Below are 24,561 nucleotides of genomic sequence, written 5' to 3'. Positions count from 1 at the left end.
CCGTTCCCATGCCGAACACGGTCGTTAAGCTCTTCAGCGCCGATGGTAGTTGGGGGCTTCCCCCTGTGAGAGTAGGACGTTGCCGGGCAATTAAGCACAATCCATTTGGATTGTGCTTTTTTTATTTTTATATAGATAGATAAGCATCTTGAAAAGAGCCAAAGGCGAGACCAAGGAGCTACTGACTTTGGCCAATTTCAAGGAAACATCAAGGACTCCAGCTGAGGCTCATAATAGTGTAGATTGGGCTCATAAAACAGCTAGTTCGGCTCATAAATTGCAGGCAGTGGCTCATAAAATAGCCAATCCTGCTCATAAAGCCCCTACCTCATGGTAAAAAGGCAAGTGTGGCAGCTGAGGAGACCTGCTTCTCCGAGAAAATATGAGAAGTTGGCTGGAACTTGAGTCACTTAGCTCTTTTTAAAAGAGCACAATGAATAAAAAGCCATCTATTAAGTGAAAGATCATTATCAAGAATAATAAAATTCAATTTAAAATTAATCAAACGAATAACCGTCAGCTTGTGCATCAGGAAAGGTGAGTTCAGCTGAGGCTCATAAAAGTGTAGATTTGGCTCATAAAACAGCTAGTTCGGCTCATAAAATAGCCAATCCCGCTCAAAAAAAGCCCTTCCCTATGGTAAAAGGCATCTTTAGGCCGCTGAAGTGACCTGCTTCTTCGAGTAAATAGAGAATTTGGCTGGAATTTCAGTCACTTAGCTCTTTTTAAAAGAGCACAATGAATAAAAAGCCCCCCACTAAGTGAAAGATCAATATCTAGAATAACAAATCCAAATTTAAAATTAATCAAACCAACAACTGTCAGCTTGTGCATCAAAAAAGATGGTGAGTTTAACTGAGGCTCATAATAGTGTAGATTTGGCTCATAATACATTTAATTCGGCTCATAAGTTGCTAGCATCGGCTCATAAAATACCCAATCCCGCTCATAAAGAGCCATGCCCCATGATAAAAGGCAGCTTTCGCCCGCTGAGAAGACCTCTTTCTCCGAGAAAAAGGGGGGAGTTGCTCTTATCGGCTAGTATATTATCACAAAATCAGCTAGTAAACTTTAATAATTGGCTAATACTATTTAATAAATCTAAAAAGTTTCCCGACATCCCCTTCCCATTAAGATAATTTCTATTTATACAGGCACAAATTAGTTTAAGTTGAATAGTTTAGAAGAAAGAGTGTATGAATTTTTATTTGAAAGCCGATACTGATGTCAGGGGTGATCATAATGCCAAAGACTAAATTAATGAAAGTGCGGCTCGGCGATAATTGTATGATCTGTAATAAGAGGAAGCCTGAAGGATTACAAGTTGTGAACACGTTTATATGTTTGTCATGCGAAAGTGAACTAGTCCATTCAGATGAGAAAGATGCAGTCTATCATACTTATGTAAAACAAGTGAGGACATTATCAAATAATTTTATATGATACAAAGGCAAGTCTTCTGTAGACTTGCCTTTTCCTTTTTAAGAGAACTGGCAGTATCCGTGATGTTCCTTAACAAAGATAAGAAAGTACTGTATCATAATGGATATTACTGATTGATATTTAGTATTCAAAGGAGACGTTGTTAATTGGATTGGCAGAAGACGCCTTTAATTGAGGCAATCAAACACTATACCCGTCGTAACCCGGTCTCTTTCCATGTACCTGGCCATAAAAATGGTCTGTTTTTTCATGATGAGATGTATGAGGACTTTAAGGGAGCATTACCATATGATGTGACAGAATTAGCTGGTCTTGATGATCTACATGCACCGACTGGGCCGATACTTGAAGCCCAGAGGAAAGCGGCTGAATTATATGGTGCGAAGCGAACCTTTTTTCTTGTAGGTGGAACGACTGTTGGTAATTTAGCGATGATTTATGGCTGCTTTGAACGAGGCGATCAGGTTTTGGTACAGCGTAACAGCCACAAGTCTGTTTTTCATGCTATGGAAATTGCAGGGGTTACTCCGATCCTGCTTGCACCGGAATATGATCCAGTTACTACTCTTCCCATTGGAGTGAATACTGAGACGTTTGAGGATGCAATCACTCGTTTTCCAGAAGCAAAAGGTTTACTACTAACTTATCCAAATTACTACGGTACAAGTCTCGACCTTAAGCCTTTGATCATGGAAGCGAAGCAAAGAAATATGCTTGTCTTAGTTGATGAGGCACATGGTGCTCATTATTGTTTAGGAGATCCTTTTCCATATTCAACATTAGATGTAGGAGCAGATGTGGTTGTGCAATCAGCACATAAGATGCTTCCGGCTTTAACAATGAGTTCCTTTTTACATATAAGTGAGAAACTAAATGGTGATATAGAACATAAGATAAAGGAAGCGTTAGCAATGTTTCAATCAAGCAGCCCGTCTTACTTACTAATGGCCTCATTGGATGGAGCAAGGTCTTACGCTGAGTCTTTAACAAAAGCAGAAATTGATGTTATTCTGGCAGGAATTGATGTAGTAAAAAAAGAATTATCTAAGATTAAACAGATCGAAGTCGTGAATTGGAATGTTTGGTATCTTTCCGACCCATTAAAAGTTACAATAAGAACAACAACTAAACTAACAGGCTTTGAACTTCAAGATATATTTATTAAACACAATCTCTATCCTGAACTTGCTGACGATAAGCATGTGTTATTTATTTTTGGATTAGGTGAAGTAGATCTAGAACTACCTATACAGGCCATTCATTCTGTAGGAAAACTCCTACAAGCTTATGATGTAGTCAATGATACTGAAAGAGAGTCTCCTAGGGTTAACATTGGTGTGAAGAAATTTGAATTAAGCTCCCTAGCCATTCGTAAAGCAAAGAAAAGACGTGTTTTACTTAACGAGGCAGTAGGTTTTATTTCAGCTGAGTCTATTATTCCGTATCCACCAGGCATTCCTGTAGTTCTACCAGGTGAAAGGATAGATAAGCGTATAATTGAAGAAATAGAAAAATTGATAGCTGTAGGGGCAAAGTTTCAACTGGAGCACGATTTGAAGGATGTTTTGGTTATTGATTCGGAGGATGACAATGAGTAAAGGTTTTTTTATCACGTTTGAAGGTGGAGAAGGGGCAGGAAAAACAACTGTCTTAGCTGAAATTGAAGCAGCATTAAAGGAAAAGAGTTACAGTGTTGTTCGAACACGCGAACCAGGTGGCATTCGCATAGCTGAACAAATAAGAACGGTTATATTAGATATAGAGCATACAGAGATGGACAGCCGCACAGAAGCACTACTATATGCTGCAGCTAGAAGACAACATCTTGTTGAAAAGGTGATCCCTGCATTGAACGAAGGAAAGATTGTACTTTGTGATCGATTCATTGATAGCAGTCTAGCTTATCAAGGCTATGCAAGAGGAATTGGGTTTGATAATGTGAAGGCAATTAATGAATTTGCGATTGAAGGCTATTTACCAGATTTGACGTTGTTTTTTGATGTTGATCCAGAGATCGGTTTGACACGAATAAAAAATGATGATGATCGTGAAATTAATCGTCTTGATCAAGAAGCAATGCACTTTCATGAACGCGTTCGTGAAGGCTATAAGAAGGTAATGGAAACCTACCCAAATCGAATTAAAAAGATCGATGCAAATCAACCGATTTCTAATGTATTTAAGGATGCAATGGTTGAAATTGATAAGTTATTTTAACAAGAAGGAGCTGTCTTAGATGAAACTAATTATGGCTGTCGTTCAAGATAAGGATAGTAATAAGTTGTCAGATGCTTTGATTAAGGCTGATTATCGAGCAACGAAACTAGCGAGTACAGGTGGTTTCTTAAAAGCAGGAAATACGACATTTCTCATCGGTACAGAAGACAAGAACGTCAAGGACGTCATGGGTATCATTAAAGCAAACTGTCAAAGCCGTGATCAATTGGTTGCACCGATTTCGCCAATGGGTGGGAATGCTGACTCATACGTTCCATATCCAGTTGAAGTTCAGGTTGGAGGAGCAACTGTATTTGTATTACCTGTCGAGCAGTTTGAACAATTTTAAGGTGTGAGAACATGGAAACATGGGGACATTTAGAAGAAATACAGCCAAGGGTCGTCAATGTACTATCTCGAACATTAGCAAAGAACCGTCTTGCCCATGCTTACCTTTTTGAAGGCAGCAAAGGGACAGGAAAAAGGAAAGTAGCTCTTCAATTAGCGAAGAGCTTCTTTTGCAAGGAAGTCAAAGGAATAGACCCATGCCAATATTGTGTTGATTGCAAACGAATTGAGCATGGAAATCATCCAGACTTACACATGATCGAGCCTGATGGCTTATCAATAAAAAAGCATCAAGTTGAGCATTTACAAAAAGAATTTTCATATAGAGGCGTTGAGTCTGCAAAAAAAGTATATATTGTTGATCAAGCTGACTTGATGACAACAGGTGCAGCAAACAGCATTCTAAAATTTTTAGAGGAGCCCAATGGTGCAACGCTTGCAATATTATTGACAGAGAACACTCAAAAAATCTTACCAACAATACAATCTAGAAGTCAGTCTTTGAGTTTTGCACCATTAAAGCGAGAGTTATTTCTAAAAATGTTGGAGGATATGGGAATTTCAACAACAAATGCTAGCTTACTGGCTAGTTTGACAACAAGTTATGAAGATGTGGAACAAATGATAGAAGCAGATTGGATTGCACAAGCACGAAGCGTAGTGATACAATTGATGGAGGAACTCTATTCTCGGCCTACACAACTACTTTTTACGATACAAGAAAAGTGGTTGCCATTGTTTAAAGAGAAATGGCAGTTAGAAACAGGATTGGATATGATCCTTTTATGGTTTAGAGATCTATTGTTTTCAAAGATAGGTAAGGTCGATCATTTAGCTTTTGTCGACCAAATCGGTTTAATAGAGCAGCAGGCTCTTCATCGTTCACAGCAGAGGCTAAGTATGAATATGTCTTATGTTCTTGAAGCAAAAAGACATCTTCATTCTAATGTCAATCCACAGCTTTTGATGGAGAAGCTTATGCTTTCGATACAGGAGGGATAGAAGATTGCATCAAGTCGTAGGTGTTCGCTTTAAGAAGGCAGGAAAGATCTATTATTTCTCCCCAGGTTCGTTTCAGTTAGAGAAAGAAGAAATGGTTATCGTTGAAACCTCAAGAGGAATTGAGTTTGGACGAGTTGTGATTGAAACGAAGACAGTTGGTGAGAATGATGTAGTATTGCCTTTGAAGCAAGTCATTCGTATCGCTACTCAGAAGGATAAATTAACTGTCGAGGAAAATCTTGAGGCTGCCAAAAAGGCATTCGAGGTTTGTACAGAGAAGATTGTTGAGCATCAGCTTGATATGAAGCTAGTTGATGTTGAATATACATTTGATCGAAATAAGGTTTTGTTCTACTTTACTGCTGATGGAAGAATTGATTTCAGAGAATTAGTTAAGGATCTAGCAGCTGTCTTTAGAACAAGAATTGAACTGAGACAAATTGGAGTCAGGGATGAAGCCAAAATGCTCGGTGGGATTGGTCCTTGTGGCCGGGTCTTATGTTGCTCGTCGTTTTTAGGGGATTTTGAGCCTGTTTCTATTAAAATGGCGAAGGATCAGAATCTTTCCTTAAACCCGGCTAAAATTTCTGGTTTATGTGGAAGGTTAATGTGTTGTTTGAAGTATGAAAATGACACGTATGAGGAAGCGAAACAGCTGTTACCTGATATAGGTAAGCGTATAGACACTCCTCATGGAAAAGGGAAAGTGACAGGTCTTAATTTATTGGAGCACCTTATTCAAGTGGAACTAGCTGATGGAGAACGTGTAATTGAATTTACACTCGATGAGTTAACGAATAAGGAGCCGATCGAAGCCACAGAATAATGAGGTGGAAAACATCGTGGATAAGAAGGCAATCTTTACACAAGTAAGTCATTTAGAAGAGCGTCTAGGTGAGTTGCATAATGAATTACGAGGACTAAAGGAACAATTAGCCTATTTAATAGAAGAAAATCATTATTTGCATGTCGAAAATGAAAATCTCCGTGAACGTCTTGAAGTTCAAGAAGAGAGTCATATTGAGACGACTACCAAGGATGAAAAAGCTAAGAAGTCATTTGTTGGTGAAGGATATGATAACTTAGCGAGGCTCTATCAAGAAGGATTCCACGTATGTAACACTCATTATGGTAGTATCCGTTCTGGTGGAGATGATTGTTTATTTTGTCTTTCCTTTCTACATCAAAAATAGGGTAACATTTAGGACAGGTCTTCTAGAAATGGGGGATCTGTTCTTTCTTTCGATAAATATATAGTTTCTATATAGGAATGAGGTAATATGGTGACATTACTAGAAGGGGAACGAACTGATTATATTGCGGGAACAGATTTAAAAGTCATCCAAAGCTCAGAGGTATTTTCCTTTTCAATCGATGCTGTATTATTAGCACGTTTTGTACGAGTACCGATTCAAAAAGGGAGTATTCTCGATTTATGTACAGGGAATGGTGTAATCCCTTTTCTACTCACGACGCGTTCAAAAGCAACTATTGTCGGTGTTGATATTCAGGAGAGGCTTGTCCATATGGCAGCACGGTCAAATCAATTAAATCAATTAACAGATCGCGTGTCCTTTATTGTTTCTGATATTAAGGAGTTAGAGCTTAATCAGTCATTTGATGTGGTTACTTGTAATCCTCCATATTTTCAGACAGTATCAGAAAAGGAAATTAATCAAAATGTGCACTTAGCCATTGCCCGCCATGAGATTCATTGCACGTTAGAAGATGTTGTTCGTCTTTCAAGTAAATATGTAAAGCAAAAGGGAAAAGTCGCCTTTGTCCATAGACCAGAGCGATTAACAGACCTTATGACGATGATGAGAGAATATAGGGTTGAACCTAAGCGGATACAATTTATTCATCCAAAGCCAGAAAAGGAAGCAAATATGGTTCTAATCGAAGGAATTAAGGATGGGAGTCCTGGAGTGAATTGTCTCCCACCAATTGTTGTTTACAAAGCAGATGGGACATATAGTGAACAGTTCCTTGAGATTTATGAAGGGCGAACCACTCGCCAGGAAGGATCGATAAATGAAGCAGCAAAATAGCTTTACAAATGAAAAAGGAGCTCTATACCTTGTTCCTACACCTATAGGTAATTTAGAGGATATGACATTTCGTGCTGTCCGTATTCTTCAGGAAGCGGATGTTGTCGCAGCAGAAGATACTCGACAGACAATGAAATTATTCCACCATTTTGATATCTCATCCCCTCTCGTTAGTTATCATGAGCACAATAAGACAATGAGTGGACCAAAATTAATTGAAGAAGTGAAAGCTGGCAAGAACGTTGCTCTAGTAAGTGATGCAGGAATGCCAGCGATTTCTGACCCTGGCCAAGAATTGGTTCGAGAAGCAATTAACGAGAACCTACCTGTTATCTCTTTACCAGGTGCTAACGCTGCCCTAACAAGCTTAGTTGCCTCCGGTTTATCAACTGAAGCTTTTCAATTTATTGGTTTTTTACCTAGACAATCTAAACGACGACGTGAACGATTAGAGCAGTTAAAGAAGCTGGATGCGACTCTGCTTTTTTATGAATCCCCGCATCGAATCAAAGAGGCACTTGAAGCAATGCTTAACGTATTTGGTAATCGAAAAATAACCATCTGTCGAGAGCTAACGAAAAGGTATGAGGAATATCAAAGGGGTACATTAGAAGAGGCGATGACTTGGTGTGAGACCGGCAAAATAAAAGGTGAATTTTGTTTAGTGGTTGAAGGAGCAAACGACATTGAAGAGCAGGAACAATGGTGGGAGAGACTGACTATTTTAGAGCATGTTAATCATTATATTGATGCAGAAAAGTCCTCAAAGGATGCGATAAAACTAGTAGCAGTTGAACGAAAAATTCCTAAAAGAGAAGTGTATGCGATCTACCATCAAGAATAAGAAAAAAGGTGTTTCGATAGGAATAGATCCTGTCGAAACACCAAACTATAAAAAGCTATAATTAAGCGTTTGTTGTGCGTGTTAGATATTCTTGAAGATCCTTAATAATCTCTTGTGCACCTTGTGGGCTCAAGATGATTTTGCCATTAGCAATTGAAAGGTTTTCGTCAGATACTTCACCAGTAATTTGACAAGTCATATTAGGCTTGTACTTCTTTAAAATAATACGATCATTATCAACGTAAATTTCTAGTGCGTCCTTCTCAGCAATATCTAGTGTACGACGAAGTTCAATTGGAATAACGACACGACCAAGTTCATCAACTTTACGAACAATACCAGTAGATTTCATATATATAGTCTCCTCTCAGACTCGTTACAGTTTTTTAGTCAATATTCGACATATTTCTTTCTTTTCTTAGATTATCAGCGTTTCCAAAACAAGTCAATTATTTTTTTCCATTTTGTAGTTAATTTTTTTCCATTTTCAAAAAAATGTTGTTAAAACGCCATGTTTAGACAGGGAGGGAAAATGTGGAATGCTACATATTTATCCAGAGTTAGTAGAAAAAATAAAAAATGTTAATGATGTTTTAAAGGATACGTATAACCGTTCGACAGAAGGAAAAATGATTATTCGACAAAAACTTGAAACTGTTAGTGCAGATTGTCGAAAATTAAATCGAGTTTCGACAGATTCATTGAAGACTTGGTTGAATGGCAAGGAAATTGCAGCGGTTGATGGTTCGGTTAATCAGACAAAAGGTGAGCCACCTCATATTCTTTACCTGTTTCAAGCGATAGCTAAAACAACGACAGGCTTTAGTTGTCATACCTCAGATATATATACCCCATTATTAGAAAAGGAAAACGAAGAGGAGAGTTCTACACATTGGCGTTCATATATGTTAGCAAAATTAGAACTTGAAGCAGCATATCAGCTATTAGAACAAAGAAGTCTCAAACTGCTGATTATGGACGGAGCCCTTTATCATTACCGTATTGACGCACCAGATGAATGGGAGCGCTTGCGGAAGAAGGCACTCGAAAATGAAGTGCTACTAGTTGGAGTATCTGAAGAGATTACAACTGAAAACTTAGTTACTCTAGAGGCGTTTCACTCCTATAAGAAGCAGCCTTATACATATGATCGTGATCTACTGTTTGGTGTTTTACATCAAGATGAGCTACTTCATGTTAAAGCCGTTCAGCATAAAGCAGGACTCCAGTCGGTTTGGGCTAGATTAAGTTCAGACCCGGCAATTATCGGCTTTGATTTACTTGAGGAACAAGCTAGTTTTAAGGAAGAGATTGGTAATGTATTATTAACATTAACCCCTATGGGTGGTCGGGGGATCCCTTTATGGTTAGATATGATTGATCGTGAAATCAGAGTAACGGATAAACTTGTCGATGCTCTAGTTGAACAATATATTGATCCAGAATTAAAGCATCGTTTCTTTATACAGAAACGAAATAATAGACCGTACTAAGGAGGAGAAATTCATGCAAATTGTTGGAGTCACGACTCAGCATGAGGTGTATGTAGCTTCCAAATCACATAAGTTTAGGATGAACGAGATGGTTGTGATTGAGGATGAATCTCTCTATCAGCCAAAAGGTGAGGTTGTTGAGACCTTTTCCTACAATCGATACATTCCAATGGGATTTGATAAAGGGATTGCCGATGACCAAGTATTAAAAACATTAGAGCAAATTGGTTATGATATTGGAGCCGATGATATCCATCTGGCAAAGGTGCGCTTGTTTGAAGAAGCCGTTCAACCGATTCAGACAGGGGCAAATGTTAGGCATCCACATTTTGAAGAAATTGCAGACCTCCTTGTTAAAGCTGAACCGGAACAGGGGCTTGTGCTTGGAGAGGTCAAATCAACAGACTTTATTCATAACACCTTACCAGAAAAGCTGACAGACCTCCTGCACATTCATGATCACGATGGACTAAGAACTCAAAATGGTGTTCCTTTTATTTTTGATATTCGAGCAATGCAGCAATATCCTCATATTGGTGTATTCGGTGGATCAGGGTCAGGGAAGTCATTTGGACTACGAGTGATGTTAGAGGAACTAATGAAGCTTAAAATCCCGACACTTGTTTTTGATCCACATTTTGAAATGAACTTCTCAGCAAGTGCAGCAGAAGGGAGTGGCGAATCCTACAGAGATCGTTATACTGTTGTGCAAATTGGACAAGATGTAGGTGTTGATTTCTCTGCACTATCAACTAGAGATGTCGAGCGATTATTATCGGCAGCCGGTTCATTAACAGAATCAATGGTTAATGTCATCCAATCAATTCATAAACGCAAGGACAGTTACCAATCCTTCAGTGATCGAGTCGCTCACTTGGCAGAGGCGTTGGAACTTGGAAAGCAGAAGGTAGAGGCATTTGTCAATGATGGTGGAATGTCGCGTGATGAACTAGCACGCTATAATTTATTTAGGAAGCTACTTGATCAATTTGGTAGTCTTCCACTTGCTTCTGTGAAAGGAATACAATGGCGTGTTCATCGTCTTAATCAAGCTGGCTTGTTTCAACAAAATATCCGAGCAATCGAGCAGGGGATTTATGCAGGTCAGTTGGTTGTTATCCAGGGAGCAGTCTGGCTTTTACAAGTCTTTTCGAGTTATGTAATCGGAGCACTCTATGGAAAACGAAGAATGTATCGCGATGCGAAGCTACAGCAAAAACAAGGAGAGTTTTTCCCACCTTTTCTCGTTGTCACAGATGAAGCTCATAATTTTGCACCAAAGGGATATGATGCACCAGCAAAGTCAGTGTTAAAGGAAATTGCCCAAGAGGGAAGAAAATATGGGGTTTTTCTTATTTTTGCTACACAGAGACCTACTTTACTCGATGAGACGATCACGGCTCAATTAAATACAAAGTTTGTCTTTAGGACTGTTCGTGGGACAGATATTCAGACGATAAAAGAAGAAACAGATTTAACCCATGAGGAAGGGAAACGTCTACCTTATTTAAGATCAGGAGATGTGTTCGTCTCATCAGCAATAATGGGGAGAACGATGGCGATTCGAATTAGGATGGCACATTCAACGAGTCCACACACATTAAATCCATTTGACGAGTTAGATGAAATGAACAATCAGGATAGAGCAGAATTGCTAAAAGTGATCGACCCTTATTTACCAATGGCGGAGATGAATGTCATGAGCCACTTGACTAATTTGAACAAAGAAGCAAAAAAGAACTGGGATGTACAGACCTGGAAAATGGAGCTTGAGCGCTTAAGTGAAGATGGTTTAATTAAGAAGGAGAAAACACCATTTGCAACACTTTATACACGTTCTTGACAGAAGAGGACTGTGTTAGGTATATTTTGGGTATACTAATGAATAATGAAATGAATAGGGAAGTCCGATGAAGGGATGAGTACAGCAAATAATCTATAGGTAGTCGTTGTGGCTATGCAGAGAGCCGGGGAAGCTGGAAACCGGTATAGATGTTTGATGGAAGATGGTCCTGGGAGGAGTTCGTTTTCGAGTGTGTTTTTTTCACATAAGATTCGACGTAGCTGGCGTTAACAGGGAAGTCTAGGACTTCATGAGCCTTTTTGTTGCAAAGCGAGAAGGGAAAATGGGTGGTACCACGTGAGTTAGCTCTCGTCCCTTGCGGATGAGGGCTTTTTGTATGCAAAAATAGAGGAGGACTAACAATGGCACAATCGAACAAGACGTTTTATTTGACGACACCGATCTACTATCCAAGTGACAAGCTTCATATTGGTCATGCTTATACAACTGTAGCAGGAGATGCAATGGCCAGGTATAAAAGATTACGAGGCTTTGATGTTAGGTATTTAACAGGGACGGATGAGCATGGTCAAAAAATTGAAACAAAGGCTAAGGAAAAAGGGCAAACACCTCAACAATTTACAGATGAGATTGTAAAAGGAATTCAAGCTCTTTGGGATAAGTTAGATATATCTTATGATGACTTTATTCGTACAACAGAGGAACGTCATAAAAAGGTCGTTGCCCAAATTTTTGAACAGCTTCTTAAACAAGGCGATATTTATTTAGATGAATATGAAGGTTGGTATTCGATACCAGATGAAACATTTTACACCGAACATCAATTGGTTGATCCGGTTAAAGACGAGAACGGGAAAATCATTGGAGGCAAAAGTCCTGATAGTGGCCATCCTGTTGAAAAGGTACGTGAGCAATCCTATTTCTTTAAAATGAGTAAATATGCTGATCGACTATTGAAGTTCTATGAAGAAAATCCTACGTTCATCCAACCAGAATCTCGAAAAAATGAAATGATCAATAATTTTATTAAGCCAGGTTTAGAGGATTTAGCTGTTTCGCGTACGTCCTTTACATGGGGGGTACAAGTGCCGAGTAACCCTAAGCATGTTGTTTATGTTTGGATCGATGCTCTCTCTAATTATATTACAGCGTTAGGATACGGTCATGATGACCAAACCTTATACAATAAGTACTGGCCTGCTGATGTACATCTTGTTGGGAAAGAGATTGTCCGTTTTCATACAATTTACTGGCCGATTATGTTAATGGCCCTTGATTTGCCATTACCAAAAAAAGTGTTTGGTCACGGTTGGCTACTAATGAAGGATGGGAAAATGTCAAAGTCAAAAGGGAATGTAGTTGACCCTGTGCCCTTAATTGATCGCTATGGCTTAGACGCACTTCGTTATTACTTGCTTCGCGAAGTTCCATTCGGGTCTGATGGGGTCTTTACACCAGAGGGATTTGTGGAACGTATTAATTATGACTTAGCAAATGATTTAGGCAATTTATTAAATCGCACAGTTGCAATGATTAATAAATACTTTAATGGTGAAATTCCTTCTTATGTGAAGGATGCGACGCCATTTGATGCAACATTACTAGATCTTGTCGATGCGACAATTGTTAAGGTTGAAAATGCAATGGAAGAAATGGAATTCTCTGTTGCCCTAACAGCTATTTGGCAATTAATCAGTCGAACGAATAAATACATTGATGAAACACAACCATGGATGCTAGCAAAAGAAGAAACACAAAAAGAGGTACTCGGCTCAGTTATGTATCACTTAGCGGAGGCATTACGGGTCGTTTCTGTCTTAATCCAACCATTTATGACTCAAACTCCAAAGAGAATATGGAAGCAGTTAGGAATTAGTGAAGAAATAACTAGTTGGGAGTCGCTACGTTCATTTGCACAAATTCCAAATGGAACAGTTGTTGAAAAAGGAGAACCGATTTTCCCACGTTTGGACAGTGAGGAAGAGGTTGCTCATATTGTCACGCAAATGGGTGGAGTCTTGGCAAAAGATGAGGAAGTAGAAGAAGTAGAAGACGAGAATGAAATTACAATTGATGATTTTACAAAGGTAGAGTTAAAGGTAGCCGAAATTATAAAGGCTGAGCCTGTAGAAGGTGCGGATCGTCTACTCAAGATACAGCTAGACTTGGGTTATGAGAAGCGTCAAGTTGTTTCAGGCATAGCAAAATACTATACTCCAGAAGAGCTTGTTGGCAAGAAGGTCATTTGCGTTACTAATTTAAAACCAGTTAAACTCCGAGGACAATTATCACAAGGGATGATTTTAGCAGGTTCAAAAGGGAAGAAATTACAGTTAGCGACAATTGATGGAAGTTTACCAAATGGTTCACAAGTGAAGTAAGAATGGCGACTCAAAAGGATATTTTTTCCTTTTGGGTCATTATTTTCTCTCATAAGAAATAGTAGCAAGCATGTAAAATAGAAACTATTGAGAAAAGGTGAAGAGTATGTTATTTGATACACATGTACATTTGAATGCTGAACAATTCACAGATGACGTAGAAGAGGTCATTTCACGTGCAAAGGCAGCTGGTGTTGGGCATATGGTTGTCGTTGGTTTTGATGAGCTAACGATTAACAAAGCCCTTGAATTAATCGAAAGATATGATGAATTATATGCGGCAGTCGGTTGGCATCCGGTTGATGCGATTGACATGACGGATGACCACTTAAATTGGCTTGAGAGCTTAGCCTCACATCCAAAAATAGTAGCCCTAGGAGAAATGGGCTTGGACTATCACTGGGATAAATCACCTAAGGATATCCAGAAGGAAGTATTTAGAAAGCAGATTCAATTAGCTAAGAAAGTGAAATTACCAATAATCATTCATAATCGTGATGCAGATCAAGACATTGTCACTATTTTAAAAGAAGAGCAAGCTAATGAGGTTGGCGGAATTATGCATTGCTTCGGTGGAAGTGTTGAAATTGCAAGAGAATGCTTAGATATGAATTTTTATATCTCATTAGGTGGTCCAGTTACATTTAAGAATGCGAAAAGACCAAAGCAAGTGGCAAAAGAAATACCGATGGATCGTTTATTGATTGAAACAGATTGTCCATATTTGGCTCCACACCCGTACCGTGGCAAACGAAATGAACCTGCATATGTTAAACTAGTAGCTGAACAAATTGCAGAGTTAAAAGAAGTGAGTTTTGAAGAGATTTCAAGACAGACCACAGCTAATGCCATAAGACTTTTTGGCATAAATCGCTAGCAGATTTTAGCGAGTTATGGCATGGCTTGTCTAATAGGGAATTCATTCGAACTAGTTCTACACAATCTCATTTTTGCATAGAGTGGACTTGTCGAGAAGTTTTTGTTTATTTTAGATGCAACTTCATGGATAATGAGGTCAATGTGTCAGAAACAAAAAATAATTAGTTGACAAGAGGGAGGTACAGTGTTTATAATTCGGACGTTGAGAAAGAGGAGGGCGTAACATGGAAGTAAACAGGATTAAGTTTCTTCCCAAAGCGATTTTAGGGAAGAAATGGATCATATCCTTGGTAAGTCTCATTCTCTTCGTGAGCGTGATTACGTACGCTGTATACGAGACGACAAAGGCAACTGTAACAGTAATGATTGATGGTGAAGAGACCGTTATAGAAACACATGCTGCAACTGTTGAAGCACTAATGCTCGAGCAGGAATGGCAAGTGAAAGAACATGATTTAGTAGAGCCAAGTTTGGATACTGAGATTACTGGCGAGATGGATGTGACTTGGACTCAAGCGAAGCAAGTAGCTGCAACAATTGACGGAGAAGAAGAGTCTATCTGGACAACGGTAAAAACAGTAGAGGAACTGATAAATCAATTAGATATACAATATAAAGAACATGATTTAATTGAGCCTGGGTTAGACACTGAGATTACAGAAAACATGGAGATAATCTATGAATCTGCATTCTTAGTAGAGCTTACAAGTGACGGCGAACAACTTGAGTTATGGACAACTTCGACGACTGTCGCTGACTTTTTAGAGAAAGAAAATGTTTCATTAGGAGAACTAGATCGCGTGGAGCCAGCTTTAGATGAAAGGCTAGACGAGGAAACAGACATTCAAGTGATACGAGTAGAAAAAGTCACCGATGTGGTGGAAGAGAATGTTGATTTTGCAACAGTTACCCGGAAAGATGGCGATCTTCTTACGGGTAAGGAAAAGGTTGTTCAATCAGGCGAAGCTGGGCAAATCAATAAGCATTATGAAGTGATATTAGAAGATGGTGTGGAAATTTCTAGAGAACTTGTGAAGACAGAGACAGTCAAAGAGAGTCAAGACCGTATCGTGGCTGTCGGTACTCAACCTGTCCCAGCAACATCTAGAAGCAAAGCACCTACTAGTTCTGCGAGTGCTTCAGATAAAAAAGGCAGAACGATTACAGTGACATCAACTGCTTATACAGCTAATTGTCCAGGTTGTAGTGGAATTACAGCGACTGGTATTAATCTTAATACCAATCGAAATATGAAGGTTATTGCTGTAGATCCTCGAGTTATTCCACTTGGTTCAAGAGTATTTGTAGAGGGATATGGTACAGCAATTGCTGGCGATACTGGCGGAGCCATATCTGGAAACAAAATTGATGTCCATATGCCTACGAAGGCGGATGCCTATAAATGGGGTACGAGAACTGTAAAGATCACAATCCTTGAGTAGTCTATTCATTGGAAACACAGAGTGTGAACATCACTCTGTGTTTTTGTTATGTAAAATAGTTATAATAGACAGTGTGGTTATTCATATACAGTTGATCGGATTGAAAAAGATTGGAGCGAACAATGAGAATAAAAGAAGTGATTGTCGTTGAGGGGAAAGATGATACTGTTGCAATTAAACGAGCCGTAGAGGCCGATACGATAGAGACAAATGGTTCTGCTATAGGAAAGAGTGTAATGGCCCAAATTGCCCTAGCACAAAGCCGTAGAGGCGTTATCATTCTGACGGATCCTGATTATCCAGGAGAGCGTATTAGAAGAATTATTAGTCAACAAATTCCTGAATGTAAACATGCCTTTTTGCCTAAGAAGCAAGCCATTTCAAAAAATAAAGATGATCTTGGTGTTGAGAATGCCTCACCTGATGCCATTAGAGAGGCTCTCTCGAATGTGAAGCAGGAGATGATGCAATATGTTGAGGTAATTGAATGGCAGGATTTACACGCTGCTGGCTTAATTGCAGGTGCAAAAGCGAAGAGGATGCGAGAAAAGTTAGGCGAACAATTACATATTGGTTATGCAAATGGAAAACAGCTACATAAAAGACTTCAAACTTTTCAAATAACAAAAGAAGAATTTTCACTAGCATTGCAAAGGATTCTTGAGGAGGAATAAGGATGGATAAGGACATTGCCACACCAATACGAACAAAAGAAATTCTTACAAAGTTTGGTTTTCAATTCAAAAAGAGTTTAGGTCAGAATTTCTTAATTGATACAAATATTCTTAGGAACATTGTTGAAGCAGCATCAATTACAGAGGATACCGGAGTGATTGAGGTTGGACCGGGAATAGGTGCTTTAACTGAACAGGTTGCTAAAAAAGCGAAAAAGGTCGTTTCCTTTGAAATTGATCAACGGCTATTGCCTGTTTTGGATGAAACATTAGCACCTTACTCAAATGTTTCAATTATTCATTCAGATGTATTAAAGGCTGATTTAAGATTAGCTATTGAAGATAATTTCAAAGACATCACTGATATCATGGTTGTTGCTAACCTACCCTATTATGTGACCACTCCTATTTTGATGAAGTTTCTAGAAGAGAAACTCCCTGTTCGGGGAATTGTTGTTATGATTCAAGCCGAAGTTGCTGACCGCATTTCTGCTAAACCAGGAACAAAGGAATATGGTGCCCTTTCTATTGCTGCACAGTATTATGCAAAAGCAGAAAAAGTGATGACTGTTCCTGGGTCGGTCTTTATTCCACAACCTCGTGTGGACTCAGCTGTGCTTCGTTTAACAATTAGAGATGAGCCGGCAGTCTCTGTTATTGATGAGCCGTATTTCTTTAAGGTGTTTCATGCATCATTTGCTAACCGTCGCAAAACGATTCTGAATAACTTGGTTCATAACCTTGGTCCGAAAGAAAAGAAGCCAGAGATTGAAGCGGCTTTGGCAGAGGCTGATGTTGACCCACAGCGCCGGGGAGAGACTTTATCACTCGAAGAATTTGCGATACTAAGTGACGCTCTTTATAAAAGATTGCATTAACATAGCACAATAGCCCGTCTCCAAACATAACTTAAGTGGAGAGGAGGCGTGCCAATGAAGCTGAAAAAAGGGGATATTGTCACTCGCCCGTCATATAATTGTGATTTATTATTTAGAGTGCTTGATGTTCGTGATACCTATGTTGAATTAGTTGGAGAGGAAATGCGTTTATTAGCTGATGCTCCAATTGAGGATATTATCCTTGTCTCCGAAGAGGATCGTGTCCTTCGAGAGAAACAGGCAAAGGAGTTAGAAGAGCATTCATATAAGCTATTTAGGCAAGATGCGAAGCTGTTGAAACAGAGAGGCGAATACGAGGTTACGGCTGGTTATAAAAATGAAGCTGACTTTTTTGAATTACGTGGGAGAGTCTTGCATATAGATGGTGATGGGCTCTATTTAAAGAAGTGTACAGATCTCTATGAAAAACTAGGAGTGCCGGTATATGGGGTTCATCTACATGAAAGGGAGATGCCAGAGCAAATAGGATCCTTGCTCGAAATGGTTCAGCCTGACATTGTTGTTGTAACTGGCCATGATGCTCTCTTAAAATCTAGAGGCGATGATCACGATGTACGAACGTATCGAAACACAAAGTACTTTGCAGAGTGTGTTCGGATTGCCAGGAAACATTCCTGGAATCGTGATGATTTGATTATTTTTGCTGGGGCATGTCAATCACATTTTGAGTCCCTAATTAAAGCAGGAGCGAATTTCGCTAGTTCACCAGACCGAATCAATATTCATGCATTGGATCCAGTCTATATTGCCTCAAGAGTGAGTTTGACCTCCTTTATGGATCGGGTGAGTCTATCTGATGTTCTCCGTAGCACGATTACTGGAGAAAAAGGGTTAGGTGGTATTGAAACAAAGGGAGTCATGAGACGTGGAATGCCGATGAAATTTAATTCTTAATGTGTAAACTTCTAAAAGGTCCAAAATTGAGATCTTTTAGAAGTTTTTTTCTTAATTAAGAACAAATTTCAATTTATTTACATATTAATTGTCGGACTTGTCATACTAAGTATGAATTGGTAGAAATTTTACATTGTTTGAATTTTGTCAAAATAATTGACAATGTTCTTGTCCGCTTGTTATAATTTTTTGTTTGTTTGACGAAATTTGTTGACTGTGGTATACTGATTATACAGTGAGGTGGGGTGTCCTAATGGCGAAAACGTTGATTGATATTAAGCGTGCGTTAGATGCAAATGTTGGGAAGAGAATCACGATTAAAGCGAACGGTGGTCGTAGGAAAACATCTGAGCGATCAGGTCTACTTGAAGAAACATACCCTTCAGTGTTTATCGTGAAACTCGATGAACAACAGAATGCATTTGAGCGTGTTTCTTACAGCTATGCTGATATTCTTACGGAAACAGTTGAACTAATGCTTTGTGAAGAAGGTATTGATTCGACAGTTATAAAAGCATAAAACATAACTATGCCCCCCTAAAATAATCTTTTAGGGGGGCATAGTTATGTTCAAAAAAGATCATACTATACGCAAGGTTTGATTCTCACTTATACGGATCAGCCGAAGAAACAATATTTCTGAAATGGGAGTTGTTTTAGACATGAGTAGACGTCGTGGAGTCATGTCAGACCAATTTAAAGAGGAACTCGCAAAAGAACTTGGTTTCTACGATACTGTTCAGAATGAAGGTTGGGGCGGTATCAGAGCGAGGGATGCTGGAAATATGGTGAAAAGGGCCATTGAAATTGCCGAACAACAACTTGCCGAGAGGAATAAGTAATGCTTAAAAAGTAATTAGTCTACAGTAGATACTATGTAAAGGGTGTGACTCAATTTTGGGGCACCCTTTTTTTATATAATTTAGCACAAAAAATGGTTAGCTGTGGTATGTTGGAATGACTAGTGATAAAATAGCGTAAGCAAATGGATTATAGAAGGTGACAAGATTGAAATGTTCGGTAAAAGCTCCTGCGAAAATTAATTTATCGCTTGATGCACTCAGAAAGCGAGAAGATGGGTTTCACGAAGTAGAAATGATTATGACGACAGTTGATTTAGCTGACCGAATTGATTTAACCGAAACAGAAAGCGGCATCACCGTAGATGTGTCTGCAGGCTTTGTTCCGAGTGATCAACGAAATTTAGCTTATCAAGCAGCCGATTTACTTAGAAAAAGGTACGGTATTAAAAAAGGTGTGCATATCTACATTACAAAGCATATACCAGTCGCAGCTGGCTTAGCTGGAGGAAGTAGCGATGCTGCAGCGACGTTAAAGGGGTTGAATCAACTTTGGAAGCTAGGTCTTAGTTTGGACGAGCTAGCTGTCCTTGGGGCGGAAATTGGTTCAGATGTCTCATTTTGTGTATATGGTGGGACTGCATTAGCTACAGGTAGGGGAGAAATCATTCAGGCGATCCCAGCTCCACCACCATGCTGGGTCATATTAGCAAAACCACCCATTGGTGTGTCAACAGCTGATATATACAAGCGTCTGAAAGTCAATGAAGTTGAACATGCAAAGACAACGCAAATGATTGAGTCGATTAAGCAACAGGATTTCAGAGGGATATGCGATAACCTCCATAATGTTTTAGAAGATGTGACACTTGGGTTATACCCTGAGGTGAAACATATTAAAGAACAGATGATTCGTTTTGGAGCTGATGGGGTTTTAATGAGTGGAAGTGGACCTACTGTTTTTGGTCTAGTCGAGCATGAGTCTAGACTTCACCGTGTATATAACGGTTTAAGAGGCTTTTGTCATGATGTTTACGCGGTTCGGCTAATTCGTTCGACAGATGCTTGCTAAAAACCGGATAAAAATGTTATGTTAATAAAAAATATTCGGTTTTTGTGGAGGTAGCATGAAAAAGATAAAACGTAGTGGGCGTTTGGTTGATATGACTTATTTTTTATTGCAACATCCACATCAAGTCATATCACTAACGCATTTTTCAGAACGGTACCAGTCAGCAAAGTCTTCAATTAGTGAAGACCTAGTCATTGTAAAAGAGATTTTTGAAGAAGAAGGCTATGGATCCTTATTAACAATTTCAGGTGCGAGCGGCGGAGTGAAATATATTCCTCGTATTAACGCTGAACAAGTACAAGTCTATGTCGACGATTGGATCAAGGAGCTAGCTGTCCCTGAACGGATATTACCAGGGGGCTATTTGTATATGATGGACTTACTTGGAAATCCAACGTTTATTCAGCGGGTTGGACAAGTATTTGCTTCTGTTCTTGCAGATAAGAAGATTGATGCTGTTATGACGGTTGCTACAAAAGGAATTCCATTAGCCTATGCGGTTGGACAACAGCTTAACGTCCCGGTTAGTATCGTTCGACGCGATCATCTAGTGACTGAGGGGTCGATGGTTAGTATTAATTATGTGTCTGGATCATCCAAACGGATCCAAACAATGACATTAGCTCGACGGAGTTTAGCACCTGGGTCACGAGTATTGATTGTCGATGACTTCATGAAGGCTGGAGGTACGATTCGTGGAATGATGGACCTACTAGAGGAATTTCAAGCAGAATTAGTAGGCATTGGTGTACTAGTAGAATCAGTCGGTGTTGAAGAAAGGCTTGTCGATGATTATTTATCAATAACTCGTCTAACTGAGGTAAATGTTCGTGAAAAAACAATTAAAGTAGAGCCTGGCAATGTTCGTTCGTTATTACATTCAGAAAAAGTGGAGGGGTTAGAATGAAAACAATTTATACTAAAAGTGCACCTGATGCAATTGGACCATACTCACAAGGGATTGTAGTAAATAATCTGTTTTATAGTTCTGGGCAAATACCTTTAACGGCTGAAGGCGACTTAGTTGATGGCACAGTGCAAGAACAAACGCATCAAGTATTTAAAAACCTCAAGGCAGTTCTCAAAGAAGCTGGTGCATCTTTGGAGACGGTTGTAAAGGCAACGGTATTCATTAAAGACATGAATCAATTTCCGTTAATTAATGAAGTCTATGGTGAATATTTTGATACACATAAGCCGGCTCGTTCTTGTGTAGAGGTAGCTAGACTTCCAAAGGATGTTCTTGTCGAAATTGAAGTAATTGCATTAGTGAATAGCTAAAAAACGACCAATTAATAAAAAAAGTAAAAAGTTTGAAAGTTTTTTTGTTAAAAAGAAGGAATAGCCATTTTTTTGGAGAAATGATAGGTATGATTAATCATTCTATTAGGTGGTGACCAAGATGCAGGTGACAGATGTTAGATTACGTCGTGTCAATACAGAGGGTAGAATGCGTGCTATCGCCTCTATTACAATTGACCATGAGTTTGTGGTTCATGATATTCGTGTAATTGATGGGAATAACGGTTTATTTGTGGCTATGCCTAGTAAACGCACTCCAGATGGCGAATTTCGTGATATTGCTCACCCTATCTCTTCTCAAACGAGAGAAAAGATTCAATCAGCAGTTTTGACAGAGTATGATAAAGCTGGTGAATTGGAAGAAGTAGAATTTGAAGAGGCTGGAGCTTCTTAATTTTTAGAAGTTGTTTAATTGGAATGGAATGTTTGAAAATAATTGAGGATGTCTAAGGTTATCTCTCTACCTTTAACGACATCCTCTTTTTCTACGTGTTAATATAGTATTAAGTCTACTAGGATCTATCAAATACTTGGTATTCAATGGTGAAATATAATCATTATTGTGAAGGATGTTGATATATCCTTGAAATAGCACGTGTTTTAGAGTATATTCGTAAGGGAAAATGGAACATCTGGAGGGAAACCATGAGCAATCGTTATGCGGTTATTTTAGCGGCAGGCCAAGGAACACGGATGAAATCATCTCTTTATAAGGTATTACATCCTGTTTGTGGAAAGCCAATGGTTCAACATATCGTTGATCAAGTCTCGGCTATTGGATTTCAAGAGAAAATTGCAGTTGTCGGTTTTGGAGCAGAAGTCGTCCAAAATCAGTTAGGTGATCAATTATCCTATGTTGTACAGGGAGAACAGCTAGGTACTGGTCATGCGGTCATGCAGACAGCAAGTTTACTCGAGGATAAGAAAGGAACAACGGTTGTGCTTTGTGGGGATACACCGCTCCTAACAGCTGAAACGCTTAATCAGTTACTAGCCACACATGATGTAGAAAAGGCAAAAGTAACGGTTTTAACAGCAAATGCAGAAAACCCAACTGGTTATGGTAGGGTTATTCGAAATGCAGAGGGGCTTGTTGAACGAATTGTTGAGCAAAAAGACGCGACAGAGGAAGAGTTATCTGTGCAGGAAATTAACACAGGAACGTATTGCTTTGACAATGCTGCATTATTTGAAGCATTAACGAAAGTTGGAAATGATAATGCACAAGGAGAGTACTATTTACCTGATGTTATAGAAATACTAAAAAAACAAGGTGAAACGATTGCAGCTTATCAAACAGCTGACTTTGAGGAAACACTTGGAGTTAATGATCGTGTTGCTTTAGCTCAAGCTGAAAAAGTAATGAAGCGACGGATAAATGAGTACTGGATGCGTCAAGGGGTGACAATTGTAGATCCCGAGCATACATATATCTCGACCGAAGTGGTGATTGGTCAAGATACTGTTATTCATCCTGGAGTGAGTTTACAGGGGAAGGTTAGTATTGGGGCAAACTGCGAAATTGGATCAAATACAGAGATTAAGGATAGCTCTGTTGGTGATCAAACGGTGATTCGACAATCTGTTGTTCATGATAGTGAGATCGGGAAAAATGTCAATATTGGTCCGTTTGCTCATATTAGACCACAATCGGCTATTGCAGATGACGTCAGAATCGGCAACTTTGTCGAGGTGAAAAAGTCAACACTTGGTCAAGGAAGCAAGGCATCGCACCTAAGTTATATTGGAGATGCGACAGTTGGCAAGGATGTCAACTTTAGCTGTGGTGCAGTGACTGTTAACTATGATGGGAAAAATAAATTTAAAACAATTATTGAAGATGGGGCGTTCATCGGGTGTAATGCGAACCTAATTGCACCAGTTACGGTTGGCAAGAAAGCACTTGTTGCAGCTGGTTCTACAATCACTGATGACGTTCCAGGAGATTCCCTCTCAATTGCCAGATCTAGACAAACCAATAAACCAGATTATTTAAAGAACCAATCATAGAAAAAAGACATTTTCGGAGGGAAAAAATAATGCCTAAATACGGCGATCCGCGTTTGAAAATTTTCACATTAAACTCAAATCCAAAGCTTGCACACGAAATCACAGAACATATTGGTGTCCCAATGGGAGACTGCTCGGTTACTAGATTTAGTGACGGGGAAGTCCAAATTAATATTGAGGAAAGTATTCGTGGTTGCGATGTTTATTTAATCCAATCAACATCTGCCCCAGCTAATGAGCATATAATGGAATTATTAATTATGATTGATGCATTAAAACGAGCGTCCGCACGCACAATTAACCTTGTTATGCCATACTACGGCTATGCAAGACAAGATCGTAAAGCACGAGCTCGTGAGCCAATTACATCAAAGCTAGTTGCGAACTTAATTGAGACAGCTGGTGCAACAAGAGTGTTGACATTAGACCTACACGCAACACAAATTCAAGGATTCTTTGATATTCCTGTTGACCAATTAATGGGTGTACCAATCCTAGCTGATTATTTCCAAGCGAAAGACTTAGAGGACATTGTTATCGTTTCCCCGGATCATGGGGGAGTTGTTCGTGCCCGTAAAATGGCTGATCGTCTAAAAGCCCCAATTGCAATTATTGATAAGCGTCGTCCAAAGCCTAATGTATCGGAAGTAATGAATATCGTTGGGAATATTGAAGGAAAAACAGCGATTATCATTGATGATATTATTGATACAGCTGGAACGATTACACTTGCTGCTAATGCTCTTATGGAGCATGGTGCTAAGGAAGTATATGCTTGCTGTACACACCCTGTTCTATCAGGTCCGGCAATGGAACGTATTAATAATTCAAAAATTAAAGAGTTAGTTGTCACGAATTCAATTGTTTTAGATGAAGCTAAAAAGAGTGATAAGGTAACAGAACTTTCTGTTGCCGCTCTAATGGGAGAGGCTATTGTTCGTGTTCATGAGCATGCTTCAGTAAGTACCCTGTTTGATTAATATTGCTAATTACAAAAAAATGGTTT

Annotated in this window: 27 protein-coding genes and 1 rRNA gene; 27 read left to right on the top strand and 1 reads right to left on the bottom strand. The window is 39.1% G+C overall.

The window, feature by feature from the left end; all coding sequences use genetic code 11:
• The 11 genes from rrf to rsmI all read left to right on the top strand — a co-directional run.
• Nucleotides 1–88 (top strand): 5S ribosomal RNA (rrf, locus tag J7W16_RS20620); the annotation flags it as partial.
• Nucleotides 89–187: 99 nt separating this feature from the next.
• Nucleotides 188–337 carry a hypothetical protein gene (locus J7W16_RS20615; protein ID WP_210599362.1) on the top strand — a complete coding sequence of 50 codons (150 nt, stop codon included), beginning with the start codon at nt 188–190 and terminating at the stop codon, nt 335–337.
• An 887-nt stretch (nt 338–1,224) separates the two neighbouring features.
• Entirely contained in the window at nt 1,225–1,443 is a 219-nt protein-coding gene (locus J7W16_RS22565; protein WP_419095867.1) for a sigma factor G inhibitor Gin, read from the top strand.
• 146 nt (nt 1,444–1,589) lie between these two features.
• Nucleotides 1,590–3,041: an aminotransferase class I/II-fold pyridoxal phosphate-dependent enzyme gene (locus J7W16_RS20605; RefSeq protein WP_210599360.1), complete on the top strand. Its 1,452-nt coding sequence runs from the start codon at nt 1,590–1,592 to the stop codon at nt 3,039–3,041.
• Entirely contained in the window at nt 3,034–3,660 is a 627-nt protein-coding gene (gene tmk / locus J7W16_RS20600; protein ID WP_210599359.1) for a dTMP kinase, read from the top strand. The genes J7W16_RS20605 and tmk overlap by 8 nt, the downstream gene beginning before the upstream one ends.
• 19 nt (nt 3,661–3,679) lie before the next feature.
• Complete coding sequence (locus J7W16_RS20595; RefSeq protein ID WP_210599358.1) at nt 3,680–4,009, top strand: cyclic-di-AMP receptor; 330 nt, start codon at nt 3,680–3,682, stop codon at nt 4,007–4,009.
• Nucleotides 4,010–4,020: 11 nt separating this feature from the next.
• A complete protein-coding gene (gene holB / locus J7W16_RS20590) occupies nt 4,021–5,010 on the top strand; it encodes a DNA polymerase III subunit delta' (RefSeq protein ID WP_210599357.1) in 990 nt (329 codons plus the stop codon).
• A gap of 4 nt (nt 5,011–5,014) precedes the next feature.
• Nucleotides 5,015–5,836 carry a PSP1 domain-containing protein gene (locus J7W16_RS20585; RefSeq protein WP_210599356.1) on the top strand — a complete coding sequence of 274 codons (822 nt, stop codon included), beginning with the start codon at nt 5,015–5,017 and terminating at the stop codon, nt 5,834–5,836.
• Nucleotides 5,837–5,852: 16 nt separating this feature from the next.
• Complete coding sequence (gene yabA, locus J7W16_RS20580; RefSeq protein WP_210599355.1) at nt 5,853–6,203, top strand: DNA replication initiation control protein YabA; 351 nt, start codon at nt 5,853–5,855, stop codon at nt 6,201–6,203.
• Nucleotides 6,204–6,290: 87 nt separating this feature from the next.
• Entirely contained in the window at nt 6,291–7,061 is a 771-nt protein-coding gene (locus J7W16_RS20575) for a tRNA1(Val) (adenine(37)-N6)-methyltransferase (protein WP_210599354.1), read from the top strand.
• Entirely contained in the window at nt 7,045–7,905 is an 861-nt protein-coding gene (rsmI, locus tag J7W16_RS20570; protein ID WP_210599353.1) for a 16S rRNA (cytidine(1402)-2'-O)-methyltransferase, read from the top strand. Before J7W16_RS20575 ends, rsmI begins: the two co-directional genes overlap by 17 nt.
• A gap of 61 nt (nt 7,906–7,966) precedes the next feature.
• Here rsmI and J7W16_RS20565 read toward each other — a convergent pair whose 3' ends face one another.
• Nucleotides 7,967–8,257: an AbrB/MazE/SpoVT family DNA-binding domain-containing protein gene (locus tag J7W16_RS20565; RefSeq protein WP_246880132.1), complete on the bottom strand. Its 291-nt coding sequence runs from the start codon at nt 8,255–8,257 to the stop codon at nt 7,967–7,969.
• A gap of 187 nt (nt 8,258–8,444) precedes the next feature.
• Between J7W16_RS20565 and J7W16_RS20560 the strand changes: the two genes are divergently transcribed.
• From J7W16_RS20560 to J7W16_RS20485, 16 genes are all read left to right on the top strand, one after another.
• Entirely contained in the window at nt 8,445–9,398 is a 954-nt protein-coding gene (locus tag J7W16_RS20560; protein WP_210599352.1) for a DNA double-strand break repair nuclease NurA, read from the top strand.
• Between the two features lie 13 nt (nt 9,399–9,411).
• Complete coding sequence (locus tag J7W16_RS20555; protein WP_210599351.1) at nt 9,412–11,241, top strand: ATP-binding protein; 1,830 nt, start codon at nt 9,412–9,414, stop codon at nt 11,239–11,241.
• Between the two features lie 362 nt (nt 11,242–11,603).
• A complete protein-coding gene (gene metG / locus J7W16_RS20550) occupies nt 11,604–13,583 on the top strand; it encodes a methionine--tRNA ligase (RefSeq protein ID WP_210599350.1) in 1,980 nt (659 codons plus the stop codon).
• A gap of 106 nt (nt 13,584–13,689) precedes the next feature.
• Nucleotides 13,690–14,460 carry a TatD family hydrolase gene (locus J7W16_RS20545; protein ID WP_210599349.1) on the top strand — a complete coding sequence of 257 codons (771 nt, stop codon included), beginning with the start codon at nt 13,690–13,692 and terminating at the stop codon, nt 14,458–14,460.
• 226 nt (nt 14,461–14,686) lie between these two features.
• Nucleotides 14,687–15,904, top strand: coding sequence for a G5 and 3D domain-containing protein (locus J7W16_RS20540; protein WP_210599348.1), 1,218 nt, complete (start codon nt 14,687–14,689; stop codon nt 15,902–15,904).
• Nucleotides 15,905–16,026: 122 nt separating this feature from the next.
• Nucleotides 16,027–16,578, top strand: coding sequence for a ribonuclease M5 (gene rnmV / locus J7W16_RS20535; protein WP_210599347.1), 552 nt, complete (start codon nt 16,027–16,029; stop codon nt 16,576–16,578).
• Nucleotides 16,579–16,580: 2 nt separating this feature from the next.
• Nucleotides 16,581–17,456, top strand: a complete 876-nt coding sequence (rsmA, locus tag J7W16_RS20530) for a 16S rRNA (adenine(1518)-N(6)/adenine(1519)-N(6))-dimethyltransferase RsmA (protein WP_210599346.1) — start codon at nt 16,581–16,583, stop codon at nt 17,454–17,456.
• 54 nt (nt 17,457–17,510) lie between these two features.
• Nucleotides 17,511–18,371 (top strand): sporulation peptidase YabG, encoded by an 861-nt coding sequence (yabG, locus tag J7W16_RS20525; RefSeq protein ID WP_210599345.1) that lies wholly within the window; start codon nt 17,511–17,513, stop codon nt 18,369–18,371.
• A 253-nt stretch (nt 18,372–18,624) separates the two neighbouring features.
• Nucleotides 18,625–18,891, top strand: coding sequence for a biofilm formation stimulator Veg (gene veg / locus J7W16_RS20520; RefSeq protein ID WP_210599344.1), 267 nt, complete (start codon nt 18,625–18,627; stop codon nt 18,889–18,891).
• A gap of 142 nt (nt 18,892–19,033) precedes the next feature.
• A complete protein-coding gene (locus J7W16_RS20515; RefSeq protein ID WP_210599343.1) occupies nt 19,034–19,213 on the top strand; it encodes a small, acid-soluble spore protein, alpha/beta type in 180 nt (59 codons plus the stop codon).
• A gap of 166 nt (nt 19,214–19,379) precedes the next feature.
• Nucleotides 19,380–20,243, top strand: a complete 864-nt coding sequence (gene ispE, locus J7W16_RS20510; RefSeq protein ID WP_210599342.1) for a 4-(cytidine 5'-diphospho)-2-C-methyl-D-erythritol kinase — start codon at nt 19,380–19,382, stop codon at nt 20,241–20,243.
• A 55-nt stretch (nt 20,244–20,298) separates the two neighbouring features.
• The gene (gene purR, locus J7W16_RS20505; protein WP_210599341.1) at nt 20,299–21,150 is read left to right on the top strand and encodes a pur operon repressor; all 852 of its coding nucleotides are present in this window, start codon (nt 20,299–20,301) and stop codon (nt 21,148–21,150) included.
• Complete coding sequence (locus J7W16_RS20500) at nt 21,147–21,524, top strand: RidA family protein (protein WP_210599340.1); 378 nt, start codon at nt 21,147–21,149, stop codon at nt 21,522–21,524. Before purR ends, J7W16_RS20500 begins: the two co-directional genes overlap by 4 nt.
• 121 nt (nt 21,525–21,645) lie before the next feature.
• Nucleotides 21,646–21,939 carry a septation regulator SpoVG gene (spoVG, locus tag J7W16_RS20495; RefSeq protein ID WP_210599339.1) on the top strand — a complete coding sequence of 98 codons (294 nt, stop codon included), beginning with the start codon at nt 21,646–21,648 and terminating at the stop codon, nt 21,937–21,939.
• 251 nt (nt 21,940–22,190) lie between these two features.
• The gene (gene glmU / locus J7W16_RS20490; protein ID WP_210599338.1) at nt 22,191–23,555 is read left to right on the top strand and encodes a bifunctional UDP-N-acetylglucosamine diphosphorylase/glucosamine-1-phosphate N-acetyltransferase GlmU; all 1,365 of its coding nucleotides are present in this window, start codon (nt 22,191–22,193) and stop codon (nt 23,553–23,555) included.
• A 29-nt stretch (nt 23,556–23,584) separates the two neighbouring features.
• Complete coding sequence (locus J7W16_RS20485; RefSeq protein ID WP_246880131.1) at nt 23,585–24,535, top strand: ribose-phosphate diphosphokinase; 951 nt, start codon at nt 23,585–23,587, stop codon at nt 24,533–24,535.
• Nucleotides 24,536–24,561 lie beyond the last annotated feature (26 nt).

It is taken from the genome of Halalkalibacter suaedae (genome assembly GCF_017939705.1).
Lineage (GTDB): Bacteria > Bacillota > Bacilli > Bacillales > Bacillaceae_D > Halalkalibacter > Halalkalibacter suaedae.
The sequence above is the reverse complement of the archived record's forward strand: the minus strand, read 5'-3'. Positions and strand labels throughout refer to the sequence as shown.

Excerpts from the sequence above, each read along its gene's own strand:
- J7W16_RS22565 (WP_419095867.1), top strand. The coding sequence starts at position 1,225 with ATGTCAGGGGTGATCATAATGCCAAAGACTAAATTAATGAAAGTGCGG.
- tmk (WP_210599359.1), top strand. The coding sequence starts at position 3,034 with ATGAGTAAAGGTTTTTTTATCACGTTTGAAGGTGGAGAAGGGGCAGGA.
- J7W16_RS20595 (WP_210599358.1), top strand. The coding sequence starts at position 3,680 with ATGAAACTAATTATGGCTGTCGTTCAAGATAAGGATAGTAATAAGTTG.
- holB (WP_210599357.1), top strand. The coding sequence starts at position 4,021 with ATGGAAACATGGGGACATTTAGAAGAAATACAGCCAAGGGTCGTCAAT.
- J7W16_RS20575 (WP_210599354.1), top strand. The coding sequence starts at position 6,291 with ATGGTGACATTACTAGAAGGGGAACGAACTGATTATATTGCGGGAACA.
- rsmI (WP_210599353.1), top strand. The coding sequence starts at position 7,045 with ATGAAGCAGCAAAATAGCTTTACAAATGAAAAAGGAGCTCTATACCTT.
- J7W16_RS20565 (WP_246880132.1), bottom strand. The coding sequence starts at position 8,257 with ATGAAATCTACTGGTATTGTTCGTAAAGTTGATGAACTTGGTCGTGTC.
- J7W16_RS20560 (WP_210599352.1), top strand. The coding sequence starts at position 8,445 with ATGCTACATATTTATCCAGAGTTAGTAGAAAAAATAAAAAATGTTAAT.
- J7W16_RS20555 (WP_210599351.1), top strand. The coding sequence starts at position 9,412 with ATGCAAATTGTTGGAGTCACGACTCAGCATGAGGTGTATGTAGCTTCC.
- metG (WP_210599350.1), top strand. The coding sequence starts at position 11,604 with ATGGCACAATCGAACAAGACGTTTTATTTGACGACACCGATCTACTAT.
- J7W16_RS20545 (WP_210599349.1), top strand. The coding sequence starts at position 13,690 with ATGTTATTTGATACACATGTACATTTGAATGCTGAACAATTCACAGAT.
- J7W16_RS20540 (WP_210599348.1), top strand. The coding sequence starts at position 14,687 with ATGGAAGTAAACAGGATTAAGTTTCTTCCCAAAGCGATTTTAGGGAAG.
- rnmV (WP_210599347.1), top strand. The coding sequence starts at position 16,027 with ATGAGAATAAAAGAAGTGATTGTCGTTGAGGGGAAAGATGATACTGTT.
- rsmA (WP_210599346.1), top strand. The coding sequence starts at position 16,581 with ATGGATAAGGACATTGCCACACCAATACGAACAAAAGAAATTCTTACA.
- yabG (WP_210599345.1), top strand. The coding sequence starts at position 17,511 with ATGAAGCTGAAAAAAGGGGATATTGTCACTCGCCCGTCATATAATTGT.
- veg (WP_210599344.1), top strand. The coding sequence starts at position 18,625 with ATGGCGAAAACGTTGATTGATATTAAGCGTGCGTTAGATGCAAATGTT.
- J7W16_RS20515 (WP_210599343.1), top strand. The coding sequence starts at position 19,034 with ATGAGTAGACGTCGTGGAGTCATGTCAGACCAATTTAAAGAGGAACTC.
- purR (WP_210599341.1), top strand. The coding sequence starts at position 20,299 with ATGAAAAAGATAAAACGTAGTGGGCGTTTGGTTGATATGACTTATTTT.
- J7W16_RS20500 (WP_210599340.1), top strand. The coding sequence starts at position 21,147 with ATGAAAACAATTTATACTAAAAGTGCACCTGATGCAATTGGACCATAC.
- spoVG (WP_210599339.1), top strand. The coding sequence starts at position 21,646 with ATGCAGGTGACAGATGTTAGATTACGTCGTGTCAATACAGAGGGTAGA.
- glmU (WP_210599338.1), top strand. The coding sequence starts at position 22,191 with ATGAGCAATCGTTATGCGGTTATTTTAGCGGCAGGCCAAGGAACACGG.
- J7W16_RS20485 (WP_246880131.1), top strand. The coding sequence starts at position 23,585 with ATGCCTAAATACGGCGATCCGCGTTTGAAAATTTTCACATTAAACTCA.